This window comes from Solilutibacter silvestris, assembly GCF_002895945.1.
Lineage (GTDB): Bacteria > Pseudomonadota > Gammaproteobacteria > Xanthomonadales > Xanthomonadaceae > Solilutibacter > Solilutibacter silvestris.
This window is the reverse complement of sequence record NZ_NPZB01000002.1, coordinates 15,106-27,442: the sequence shown is the minus strand read 5'-3', so window position 1 is coordinate 27,442 and position 12,337 is coordinate 15,106. Positions and strand designations below refer to the sequence as shown.

At 57.7% G+C, this 12,337-nt stretch carries 7 protein-coding genes; all 7 read right to left on the bottom strand.

The annotated features are described in order from the left end of the window. Window positions 1–23: 23 nt before the first annotated feature. Window positions 24–224: an ATP-binding protein gene (locus Lysil_RS13620; protein WP_103075061.1), complete on the bottom strand. Its 201-nt coding sequence runs from the start codon at window positions 222–224 to the stop codon at window positions 24–26. A gap of 448 nt (window positions 225–672) precedes the next feature. Then, window positions 673–1,791 (bottom strand): alpha-hydroxy acid oxidase, encoded by a 1,119-nt coding sequence (locus Lysil_RS07715; RefSeq protein WP_165782431.1) that lies wholly within the window; start codon window positions 1,789–1,791, stop codon window positions 673–675. 24 nt (window positions 1,792–1,815) lie between these two features. After that, window positions 1,816–3,036: a hypothetical protein gene (locus Lysil_RS07710; RefSeq protein WP_129588412.1), complete on the bottom strand. Its 1,221-nt coding sequence runs from the start codon at window positions 3,034–3,036 to the stop codon at window positions 1,816–1,818. A gap of 46 nt (window positions 3,037–3,082) precedes the next feature. Then, the gene (locus tag Lysil_RS07705; RefSeq protein ID WP_240600419.1) at window positions 3,083–6,202 is read right to left on the bottom strand and encodes an efflux RND transporter permease subunit; all 3,120 of its coding nucleotides are present in this window, start codon (window positions 6,200–6,202) and stop codon (window positions 3,083–3,085) included. Next, complete coding sequence (locus Lysil_RS07700) at window positions 6,199–9,384, bottom strand: efflux RND transporter permease subunit (protein WP_103075058.1); 3,186 nt, start codon at window positions 9,382–9,384, stop codon at window positions 6,199–6,201. The genes Lysil_RS07705 and Lysil_RS07700 overlap by 4 nt, the downstream gene beginning before the upstream one ends. Before the next feature lie 215 nt (window positions 9,385–9,599). Beyond that, a complete protein-coding gene (locus tag Lysil_RS07695; protein ID WP_103075057.1) occupies window positions 9,600–10,553 on the bottom strand; it encodes a hypothetical protein in 954 nt (317 codons plus the stop codon). 97 nt (window positions 10,554–10,650) lie between these two features. After that, a complete protein-coding gene (locus Lysil_RS07690; RefSeq protein ID WP_103075056.1) occupies window positions 10,651–11,736 on the bottom strand; it encodes a glycosyl transferase family 90 in 1,086 nt (361 codons plus the stop codon). Window positions 11,737–12,337: the final 601 nt, after the last annotated feature.

Genomic DNA, 12,337 nt, shown 5'->3' with positions numbered 1-12,337 from the left:
TTAAACTGAGCCGGGATTTTCTACTAAATTTGAGCCGCCGGTTGGGTGTAGTCTAGGTCATCCGCGTCTTTCGGATTTCCCGCTTTTTGCATTGGCGGTGTTGTTGCAGCGGTATTGTTGCTGAAGCGATAGCTATCGTTCCCGGTTTCGATGATCTGGCAGTGATGGGTATGACGGGCTAGCAGCGCGGTCGTCAGCTCGGCGTCGCGAAGACGCTGAGCCATTCGGCGAAGCTCAGGTTGGTGGTGATGGCGATCTTCCGGCCAGCATGCCCCGCTTATCCTTCGCTTTCTCCTGTCCCAGTTGGTTGACCAGTTCGATGGTGGTGAAGAAGCACACGCGGCGTTGCCGGTAGGCAATGGCTTGACCCCCAAGCGCGACCGCCAGATTCTTCCCGGGCCAGGACCGCAGACGAAGATGAAGATAAGGTTGTGGCGCCATTGCAGGAGATCGCCACGATCTTATCCCGCCCGAACAATCAACGGGAGGCAGTGGTGGGAAGTGTGGCTCAAAATTCGACGGAAACCCCAGCTGAAGTGGCTCAGTTTTAGGTGGCAATCAACAGGTCAGTTCAGAGTGAAACTTCAACACGTGCATGAATCGGCAGCCGCTAGGACAATAGAAACGGCGAGCTAGGATGAACGGTCCTCAACGGCAGCATCCCGTGAAAGCCTATATCCAGCGAAGAAGCGAACCAACCTTGCGTCTAGCCTCCGCAGGACTAGCGCAACCCGACAGTTGCATAGCAAGGCGGGCTTCATCCGCCAGCAGCTTTACCATCGCCATAACGCCCTGCGTACCACCGGCGCTGAGTGCCCATAGCACTGGACGACCGAGGAATACCGCATCCGCCCCAAGTGCTACCGCCTTGAGCACGTCCGTCCCGCGGCGAACACCGCCGTCGAGGAAGATAGGAACGCGACCTGACACGGCTTCCGCGATTTCAGGAAGCGCCCGGATCGTTGAAAGGCTGCCATCCAGCTGCCGGCCTCCGTGGTTGGAAACCATCAGCGCGGACAGCCCAGCATCCATCGCAGGGAGTGCATCGCAGGCATTCATAATGCCCTTACCGATCACCGACAATCTGGTGGCCCCGCACAGCGACTCTACATCCCTCCAACTAGCGGAGGGGTCGAGCTCCGCGTCTGCCAATGCGTAGATCGGGTTGTTGAAATCGGTTGTATTGCGGCGTGCGAAGTTGGCCGCGCTTACGCCTTCGGGCAGAGTGAAACGGTTACGCAAGTTAGCGGGGCGTTTCCCCAACGCCGGGCAACCCAAGCCAAGCGAGATCGCCTCGAACCCGGCGGCCTCCGCACGACCGATGAGTTCCCGTGTCACCGCCCTATCCCTGAACAGATAAACGTGCAGCCACAGCCGCGCGCCTTTCGCAAGCTTGGCGATATCCTCAAGCGGCAGGCTGGACATTGCGGAGACGATCATTGGAATGTCGTTGGCATGGGCAGCTTGTACGGTGGCCGCTTCGCCGGACGGATGTGCCAGCTGATGAAAGGCCGAGGGGCTGAAGCCGATAGGAAGGGCCGATGTCCGTCCCAAGTAAGTCGCGGCGAGGTCGACATGTGATACGTCGCGCATGACGAAAGGAGCCAGCAACAGGCGATCAAAATCCGTGCGATTGTTCTGATACGTCAAGCCATCGCCAGCCCAGCCCTCGATATAGTCGAACACGGGCCCGGGCAGCGCTGCCCGGGCCTGTTCTCGATAGTCGTCGAGCAGCACTGGGACCGACTCGTCCGTTGCGAACGAAGACGTGCCATGCGCTTCGTTGTTCATACTCACGTCTCCCGTTGCCCTCATTCAATGCCCGGCGAACTGCGCGTCTAGGCATCTCTCCAAATCGTCCTGAACCATCCGGGCGATACGGACAGCGCCGTCGGTGCGCAACTCAGTTCGACCGTCTTTTACTGAACCCTCCCTGCAGTCGTTGATCGCTGCTTGGAGCAACATACCAAGTTCCCCGATCTCCGTGGCCATCCGCAAATCGATGTACGGTTGCAATAGCGTAGCGTGATGGAAAGGCTCGTCCCGACGATCTTTGCGGTAGGGGATGCAGAGGATACGCGCCTGCCCCTGTATCGCCTCCAGCAACGTGTTATAGCCGCCAGCCGTGATCACCACGTCGCTCGCGGCATGCAGGTCGGCGAGGTCCGCACAATTGGCGTGCAGCCTGATGCGCCCTGCTGCGTGGGCTTCCGGCCGGGCCAACCGCGAACGGGGCCCAATGACAATATCGAAATGCACATCGGGGTGATCGCCAGCAAGGGCGATACACGCCTCGATCAATGGCTCTCCCCATTGACCGCTACCGACAGAAGCCACAACCCACGGCGTAGCGTCGTCAATACCTCGCGAAGACCTTATCGATGCGCGCCGCCCCGCCAGCGCCGCGGGCGCCACGTATCCGGTCGAAAGAATCTTGCTGACCACTTCAGGTGGAAGGTTGTAATGCTTCGCCAAGTTGAAGATTTTGGGATCGATTGCGGAAAGGATCCGGTGATAGTCTTTACCCAAGGCTGAGAGAGCGGCCCCACCTAGTATCAGGCGATGCAGATCCTCCGTTTCGTTCTGGATGCCACGGGTAATGAGATACTTACGGCAAGGCGCGGTACGCAGCACGGCCACCAGTTCCGCGTGCGCGCCCAGCGGTAGGTGATCCACCAACATCACGTCTGGTTGGAATCCCTCGACGATGCCGAGCAAAATGGCACTACGCAATCTGACGGCCTCGTCCAACGGCACGTCCAGGAACGGTACGCGCCCCCAATAGGCGGACTTAGCCGCGATCAGGTTGTCCCAAGAAGGCAGACGAACGTACTCGCATCCTTGGGGCACCATCCACTGCAGTCCGACATCATGCCCAGTAACGATCAAGCAAGAGAAATCCTTCCTCATAGCTTCGGCTATGCGTGCCAGCCTGCGCAGGTGACCGATGCCACTCCCCCCGTCGAAGACATAAAACAGCGCCCTGCGACGGACAGCCGGCGAAGAATGTGAAATGTTAGGAGGCGAGAGTTTCATCATTGCTCCACTACCCGTTATGACGATCCATTCGCTGCCGACGCGATCATGCCCCCGGCGCGAAATCCTGCGCTGCAGGAGAAATTACGCGAAACTTGCGTTTGCACCATAATCGGAAACGATCCATGTACAGGTAGACCACCGGCGTCGAATACAGGGTCAACACTTGGCTGACGAACAGTCCACCGATAATCGAGATGCCCAGCGGCTGACGCATCTCCCATCCCTCTCCGCCCCCAAAGGCAAGTGGCAGCGCGCCGAGCATTGCTGCGAAGGTCGTCATCATGATCGGGCGGAATCGAAGCAAGCATGCCTGGAAAACGGCGTCAGACGAGCTAAGGCCCAAGTTCTTCTCTGCATCCAGGGCGAAGTCGATCATCATGATGGCGTTCTTCTGAACGATGCCGATCAGCAGGAGGATCCCGATGAAGGCAATCAGGGATAGCTCGATGTCGAATAAGCGCAGGGCCAGAAGTGTGCCGACGCCCGCGGAAGGAAGAGTCGAGAGTATTGTCAGCGGATGTACGAAGCTTTCATAGAGAATGCCGAGGACAATGTAGACGGTCAACAGGGCAGCAAGGATCAGCCAAGGCAGGCTGCTGAAGGTCTTCTGCGCTTCGAGCGCATTGCCCTGAAAACCACCATGTACCGAAACCGGCACATGAAGTAGCGCCATTGTCCGCTCGATGGACTCCCTCGCTTGGCTCAGGGTCACGCCTTTCGCCAGTCCAAACGAAATGGTGCTGGCGACGAACTGGTTCTGGTGATTGACGGAGAATGGGTCGAGCCCGGAGTGATATCGAGCAAATGCCATGAGCGGCACCATATCTCCGCTGGTGCCCCGAACGTAAATGTCCTTGAGGGCTTCCGGAGTCTGCAGATACTTCTGCCCCACACCCATAATCACATGCTGCTGGTTCCACGGTCCGTAGATTGTAGATACTTGGCGTTGGCTGAAGGAATCATTGAGGGTGTCGTCGATCGCTTCCATAGTTACGCCGAGCCGCGAGGCTCTTGCCCGATCGACTTCCAGAGTCACCGCCAGGCCCTCTGTCTCTTGGTCGCCGCTGACGTCGGCTAGTTCTGGCAGATTCTCGAGCGCCGCGGTGACCTTCGGCGCCCACTCGTGCAGCGCGTCCAAGTTGTCGCTCTGTAGGGTGTACTGGTAGCTCCCATTGCCCATCCGCGCCCCGATACGAATGTCCTGTGCAGGGACCATCGAAAGGCGCGCACCAGCGACGTCATTGGCTTTGGATTTCAGCCTATCAACTACGTCATCCGTGGAGATCCCTCGGACATTCCAAGGCTTGAGTGCGGCGAACATGCCGCCACCAGTACTGCCCACCGAATAAGTAGCGACTGCGTCCACTGCCGGATCGCCCCTGATGACGTCCATGAATTCGACCACCTTTTCCGAATAGGCCTTGAAGGAAATGGCTTGGTCGGCTTCGACACTCGCATACAACCGACCGGTATCCTCGGGCGGGAAGAAGCCCTTGTCGATCTTGATATATAGATAGAGGTTCAGGCCAATCGTCACCAACAAGATGAACATCACCAACGGCGACTTAGACAGGGCGAACCGCAGAGTACGTTCGTAGAACCGCAGCACGAATCCGAACACCTTCTTTCCCCAGCGGGATACGGGCCCTTGCTTCCGATCCCTACGCGCTAGCACTTGCGCACAGATCATCGGCGCCGTAGTCAGCGACATGACCAAAGACACGACGACAGCGATGGACAAGGTGATTGAGAACTCCCGAAAATAGCGCCCCACCATTCCGGGGAAGAAGAGGATGGGAATGAAAACCGCAATGAGCGACAAGCTCATCGAAACAACCGTGAAGCTCACTTCACGTGTACCCAAAAGCACAGCCTCCAGGCGTGACATGCCCGCCTCTATGTGCCTTGATATGTTCTCCAGCACGACCACCGTATCGTCGATGACGAAGCCCGTGGCAATAGTCAGCGCCATTAGCGTGAAAGTGTTGAGGCTGTAGTCGAGTAGATACATCGCGGCAAATGTCGTCATCAGTGACATTGGCACGACGATGGTAGGCACCAGCATCGCTCGCCAACTCCGAATAAACAGGAATACGACTGTGATGACGAGAAGAGTCGATACGATCAAGGTACGCTCGGCATCATGCAACGAAGCACGGATGGAACTCGTCCGCTCGATCGCCACATCGATTGCTATGCCCGACGAGACCGAAGCCCGCAGTTGTGGCAGCAAGGCGAGGACGCGATCGACGGTACCTATGATGTTGGCATCCGGCTGCTTGCTGACCACGACAAGCACGGCCCTGTCGCCGTTGTAGAAGCCCTCATTGCGAATGTCCTCGACCGAGTCGGTCACCTCGGCGATATCTGATAGCTGCACGTCGGCACCATTCTTCGAATCGATAACGACATCACGGTACTGGGCGGCCACCGACAGTTGGTCATTGGCAAGAATCTGCCAGTGTGTCGTGTCGCTCTCGATGAAGCCCAATGGCCGGTTCGCGTTGTTGTTCTGCAGAGCTGCGCGAACCGTGTCAAAGTCAATGCCATATTTATTCAGTGCAGTGGGGTTGAGGTCGACACGAACCGCCCGTGGCGAAGAGCCGACAACCTTTACCAGGCCTACGCCGACCACCTGCGACACCTTCTTGCTTATTATCGTATTTGCTTCGTCGTAGATCGCCTCCGGAGTCAACGATCTAGAAGTCAAGGCCAGGACCAACACCGGCGACTCTGCTGGATTGACTTTGCGATACGTCGGATTATCGGGCATGCCACTCGGCAACTGTGCACGGGCGGCGTTCAGCGCTGCCTGCACGTCGTCGCCTGCCGCATTGATGTTTCGCGACAGATCAAACTGTAACGTTACGGTCGTCGAGTCCTGCGTGCTCTGCGAAGTCATCTCCGTTATACCCGAGATGCGACCCAACTGTCGTTCGAGGGGGGTCGCGACAGATTGCGCCATCGTCTTCGGACCGGCTCCGGGTAGAGAGGCCTGCACCACGATAGTCGGAATGCTCACTTGAGGTAAAGGCGCGACGGCTAGGAGCCCGAAGGCGGCAATGCCGAGCAAGGCGAGGCCTATCGTCACGAGCGTTGTCGCGACCGGCCGTCGGATAAACGGCTCCGACAGGCTTGACATGCCTTGGCGGACCTTGCTCATGGTCCAACGGTTTCGAGACGCAGAGACTTGTCCCCGCCACGCCCGCGTGAGAAACGACGTGCCAAGCGACCGAGCACCAGATAAATCACCGGCGTCGTGAACAGGGTGAGCACCTGGCTCACGAGCATGCCGCTGACAATGGTGATGCCGAGAGGCTGACGTAACTCCGAGCCCACGCCACTGCCCAGCATCATCGGCAGCGCCGCGAACAGGGCCGCGAAGGTTGTCATGAGAATCGGACGCAGGCGCAGCAGGCAAGCTTGATGGATCGCCTCGCGGGGAGATAAGCCTTGGCTGCGTTCCGCCTCCAGCGCAAAGTCCACCATCATGATCGCGTTCTTCTTTACGATGCCGATCAGAAGGATGATGCCGATCACCGCCACGATATCCAATTGCTTGCCGGCGAGCATGAGTGCCAGCAGTGCGCCTACTCCCGCCGAGGGAAGTGTCGAAAGGATGGTGATCGGATGAATGAAGCTTTCGTAAAGCACGCCTAGGACGATGTACATCGTCACAATCGCGGCCAGAATCAATAACACTGTATTCGTCAGCGACGCTTGGAAGGCCGCCGCAGCGCCCTGGAACTCCGTATCGATGCTCGCGGGCATCTTCAACGCTTTTTCCACCTCTCGGACACGTTCGACCGCGGCGCCCAACGAAGCTCCCTTCGCCAGATTAAACGACACCGTCGCGGCCGGAAACTGACCGAGGTGATTGATCACCAACGGACCGGTCCGTTCGCTAATGTTCATCACCGAATCCAAGCGCACCTGTCCTTTGCTCACCGCCGCTTGGTTTGGCGGTGTCGTCACGCCCGGGGTAGCTCCCGGCGGCATCTGGACGATCTGGTTCGCATTGTTCAGCGCAGGCAGGAAGACCTTATTGAGCGCCTTCATATTCCGCCGAAATTCCGGCATGACCTCTAGGATGACCCGGTAATCGTTCGATTCGGTGAAGATCGTCGAGACCTGACGCTGGCCGAAAGCGTCATACAACACCTGGTCAATGGCCGCGGGCGTGATGCCCAAGCGGCCAGCTGTTGCACGATCTATGTCCAGATAGGCCTGAAGGCCCTGTGACTGTAGGTCGCTCGTGACGCCAGCGAATTCGGGCTGCCGGCTAAGCTCATCGACGAGACGGGGTACCCACGTGTCTAGGTCCGCCTGCATGGGCGAGCCGACCGCGAACTGATACTGCGTCCGACTGATGCGATCCTCGATGGTGAGATCCTGGACCGGCTTCATGAACAGTCGTATACCGGATATGTCTCTCGTGCTCTTATTGAGCCTAGCGATGACTGTTCCGACATCGTCTCGCTCGCCGTGGGGTTTCAAGTTGATGAGAAAACTGCCGCTGTTAAGCGTTTTATTGGCGCCATCGACACCGATAAACGAAGACAACGACACGACGGCCGGATCCTCAAGGATGCGTCGCCCAAGTTTTTCCTGTTCAACCCGCATAGCGGAGAACGAGATCGACGGGGGTCCCTCTGACATCCCTTGGATGACCCCCGTGTCCTGGAGGGGAAAGAATCCCTTTGGCACTATGGTGTAGAGGAAGACTGTCAGGACCAGCGTACCGGCAGCCACAAGCAGGGTGAGCCCTGGACGATCCAGCACCCAATCGAGCCAGCGGCCGTATCCAGCGAGGATGCGATCAAAGATACCCGGCTCTTCGTTCCTCTGTACGGGCAACTTCTCGCGAGAAATCCTCAGCATCTTCGTGCATAGCATCGGCACTAGGATCAACGAGACTGAGGCTGAAATAACTAGCGCCACCGCCAGCGTGATCGCGAACTCTCGGAACAGCCGTCCAATCACATCCCCCATAAATAGCAGCGGGATCAGAGCGGCGAGCAGCGACACGGTCAACGACACAATGGTAAACCCGATCTCCTCAGAACCTTTCAGTGCGGCCTGCACCGGCGTTTCCCCATCCTCGAGATGGCGCGATATGTTCTCGATCACCACGATGGCATCGTCGACGACAAAGCCCACCGATATCGTCAAAGCCATCATCGTGAGGTTGTTTAGGCTGAAACCGGCGAGATACATCACACCGAACGTGCCGACTAGGGACAAGGGAATGGAAAGGCTTGGAATGAGCGTTGCCGGCAGGCTACGAAGGAAGACGAATATCACTGCGACGACGAGCACAACGGCAAACGTCAGTTCTAACCTTAGATCGTCACCGGAAGCGCGCACGGTGATCGTGCGATCGGTCAGTATCGAAAGGTTGACGGACGCCGGCATCGACTGCGCTAGTCTCGGCAGAGCAGCCTTGATGTCGTCAACGACCCGGATTACGTTCGATCCTGGTTGTTTCTGGATGCTCATGATGATAGCGGGCGATGTGTCCTTCCACGCACCAAGCCTATCGTTTTCAGGTCCCTCGATGACGTCGGCTACATCGGACAGATGTACTGGCGCGCCGTTTTTGTAAGCGATGACGATGCTTCTATAGTCTGCTGCTGACTTGAGCTGATCGTTGGCGTTGATGGCGTAAGTGCGTGCTGGCCCATCGAAGCTGCCTTTCGAGCCATTCACGTTCGCGCTACCGATGCTGCTGCGAATGTCCTCTAGGCTCATGCCATACGAGGCTAGCGCGGCGGGATTGGCCCTTACACGCACAGCAAGGCGCTGACCTCCGAGCAAGGTCACCAGTCCTACTCCGCTGATCTGCGAAATTTTCTGAGCCAGACGCGTATCTGCCAGATCTTCGACCTGGGTTAGCGAAAGCGAGTTTGAGGTCAGTGCGAGGGTGAGGATGGGTGCGTCGGCCGGATTGACCTTGCTATATATTGGAGGCGTAGGAAGGTCGTTCGGCAATAAGTTGCTCGCCGCGTTGATTGACGCCTGCACCCCTTGCTCCGCTACATCCAAACCAAGGCCCAGGTCGAACTGAAGAGTGATCACCGACGCACTGGCCGAACTCGTCGACGACATCTGGCGTACACCGGGCAGCTTGCCGAGTTGACGCTCCAAAGGGGCGGTGATGGACGTCGCTATAACCTCGGGACTGGCACCGGGGTACAGCGTCGTCACCTGAATCGTCGGGTAGTCGACATCTGGTAGCGCAGATAACGGCAGGAGACGGTAAGCCAGCACGCCGACGAGCAATAACGCCAACATCGATAGCGTGGTAGCCACCGGGCGGAGGATGAAGATGCGCGACGGGTTCATTTCTCAGCCACCGACAAGATGTCCTGTCATCATTACCCGTACAGAAATTGGCGGGGATATCCGGCGATCGCCGGCCTCGCTCATTCCTTTATCCGCTCGGTTTCCCTCTCCCAGCGCATTGACGACAAGCTTCATCGCTCCGGTGTTGATCTTGACCCACCACCAGAACCCTAGCAGACATGGCGGACGGCCGATCATCACACAACGGTGCATGGTTAGCCCTCGGTATTGGCGCCTGCGCCGTCCTCATCGCGAGAGCGGAAGCCCCCCGCAGCCCAGTTCCGCAACGCCGGGGATGCTTCGGCCCATTCCCAGAGTCCGTTCGTACCCACCCTGATGTCACGATGGGGATCGAACTCGAAGCGCTTGAACTCCTGATTGCGTTCGAAGTACTGGCGCTTCTCGAGCATGCCATGCCACAGGTGCAGCACCCTTCCCGGGACGCATCCCAAGCGTCCTTGGCACAGAGCATGCGCCCGTTCGGCCCAGTCGTGGAAGTGATTGGCATAGGCATGCCCCTCGCCAATCATCTTGGAAATGCAAGGTGACGAAAGCGCACCAGCAAAGACATGTGCCATGAGGTGATCGCCGCTTCCCGTGATGCAGCCATCATAAAATCCGCATGCCCCCAGAAAGTCACGCCGTGCCGCCCAGGCGAAGCCGGTGTGACCGTGATTAGCATAGATTTCGCGGCGTGAAAGGGACGGATCGCGCAGGTAGCATGCCGCAAAAGACTCCCTCACTTCTCCCCCTTCCTGGGTCTCGCCCTGATAGTCCAGATGTCCTTCCGGAAGCCAGAGACAGTGGTCGAAGAGCTGCACGACGACGTGGTCCTCCAGCATCCCGGATGTTTCCGCCAGCCAGTCGGCGGACTCGAATATCAGGTCGCCGTCGGACCAGACGATCTTACGGCACTCAGGCGGTAGGTGCTTTAAAGCAACATTGAGCATCCGCTCTTTCTGCCAGATTAGCCCATTGCCGGTCACGCGCACACAATGGTAGCTATCCGTGTCAAGGTCGAAGCTGCCATTGGGGGCCGCCAGTTCGATGACTAGAAGCTGTCCTCCCTGCTTCGCGATCGATCCAGAGAAATGCTGGAAATTCTCCCGCCTCGAGCGGTACCCCAAAGGATTGAAATAGCAGGTGATCACCCACGTATCGTTAACCATCGCTCAGGTCTCTAGGCCAGCTAATCATGCGATGCGGTGACTTGATCATCAGGTTATGTGATATACCAGCGAGCACTCACGATCGGCACGCACGCGATTAACGGTCGACATGGAGCAAGGTAGCGCACGCGTCAATCACCGCCACGAAATAATCATCGACCGCCTGGATGCTTATCACCTCTTCGGCAAAACACCGACCTGCGCGTCCGATACGCTCAGCTTCGTCCGGTCGATCCTGTAGCCAGGCATAGCGCTCGAACAGATCCGACAGATCGAGTGCTACGGGAACATAATGCTCCCCAGCGACGAGCCCAGGATAGAAGAACTGCTTCCATCGGATCGGCAGGAAGAGCACAGAGCCAGTACGAAGCGAGTTGGCGACTCGCTTCCAAGTCGCTACTACGCCATCAAGTGAGATCAGGTACTTGTAGGCGACGAATTCAGCGGGCGCGATTTCCGGGGACGTGCCACCCAGCGAGTCCCTGACGTGACGTAACAGGGCTTCTCCCGCGGAGGTTCGGGCGAAGTTGTCGGGATGCGTCAACCGAGCGTCCAAGATATCGGGCCTGGATGCCGCCAAGTGCAGCAGGTGATACCGGGGGAACAGATGACGGTTGTGTATATCCGGGAACCCAGGCCCTGTCAGCCGCCCGCGCCACTTGATCACATCCTTGCGATCGGCGAACGAAGTACTCGTAGCGGCCTTGTCAATCTCTGCCACGTCGGTCGCGTATTCCGCGTCCATCAAGGTGAAATCGGGAATCGGGATCGCATGGCTGCTGATGGGATCGTCATCGCGCCAGTCGCAACGCAAGAGCGGTGCCTGCTTCAGGAACTCGACACATTCCGCCTTCCTCTCTTCGGCTACATACATCGTATCACTCACCAAGATCAGGACGTCGGCAGTCCCCTGCAACCGGTGCCTGAGTCTTTCCAGGAACGGCATGAATTGTGTTGACAGTCTCCATCGCGACTTGGGCTTGTCCACCACGACATGACAATTCACCGAGCCCTCGCTGAAGCGACAGCGAATGATGAGGGAAGGGGCGTCCAGAGTACCTGGCGATCGAAGGAATGCCTCGAATGCATCCACGGACGCGGTGCTCGTGCCGCCATTCTCGCGGAGGTGGAGGAAGCATTGCCAACGAGCCTCGTTGATACGTTCCCGCGCAGTCGCCGTCATCGTGAAGCCCCTCTCGGGGTATGGCCGAATCTAATCAACGGCAGCCTCAAGCCCCCGCCTTCCGTGTCAATTTCGTGCTGTCCAGCTGGACGACCGAGCGGGTGGCTTCCCGCGAGCCCACCACGTCCGAAGACCTTGAAGTTCACTAGTGCCCTCTGTAGTTGGAATGTCTTCCCACGGCCTTTTTTCAGTGCTCTGCCCATTGGCCAATGGGCGACTGGATTGTCAAATCTTTGCCCCAGAAGGGGAGCTTGAACATTAGCACACCTGTCAGGGATTCTTGGGATCCCTCAGAAATTTTGAGATGGGCTGTATAAGCCCGAGGTGGTCCATCGGCGGTCGACACATACCCGGGAAGCAGCAAAGATATCCACCCGCATGAATAGGATAATCCCCGTCAGACTGCATGGACCGTTACGACCGCAAGCGATTGATGCGGCCGATCAAGAACATACCGCAAACAGGAGCCGAAATTACTTACTATCGACAACATCGCGAGTCAAAGCCAAAGCGGTGTGATTCAACCCAAACAGCCTCCTAGACTCTCGGCAACTCAGGAAACGAATGGATTACATTACTGGTTAAACATAATCTAAATCCA

Bases quoted from the DNA above. Each gene is read 5' to 3' on its own strand.
- Lysil_RS07695 (WP_103075057.1), bottom strand. From the start codon at position 10,553: ATGGTTAACGATACGTGGGTGATCACCTGCTATTTCAATCCTTTGGGG.
- Lysil_RS07705 (WP_240600419.1), bottom strand. From the start codon at position 6,202: ATGAGCAAGGTCCGCCAAGGCATGTCAAGCCTGTCGGAGCCGTTTATC.
- Lysil_RS13620 (WP_103075061.1), bottom strand. From the start codon at position 224: ATGGCTCAGCGTCTTCGCGACGCCGAGCTGACGACCGCGCTGCTAGCC.
- Lysil_RS07700 (WP_103075058.1), bottom strand. From the start codon at position 9,384: ATGAACCCGTCGCGCATCTTCATCCTCCGCCCGGTGGCTACCACGCTA.
- Lysil_RS07710 (WP_129588412.1), bottom strand. From the start codon at position 3,036: ATGAAACTCTCGCCTCCTAACATTTCACATTCTTCGCCGGCTGTCCGT.
- Lysil_RS07715 (WP_165782431.1), bottom strand. From the start codon at position 1,791: ATGAACAACGAAGCGCATGGCACGTCTTCGTTCGCAACGGACGAGTCG.
- Lysil_RS07690 (WP_103075056.1), bottom strand. From the start codon at position 11,736: ATGACGGCGACTGCGCGGGAACGTATCAACGAGGCTCGTTGGCAATGC.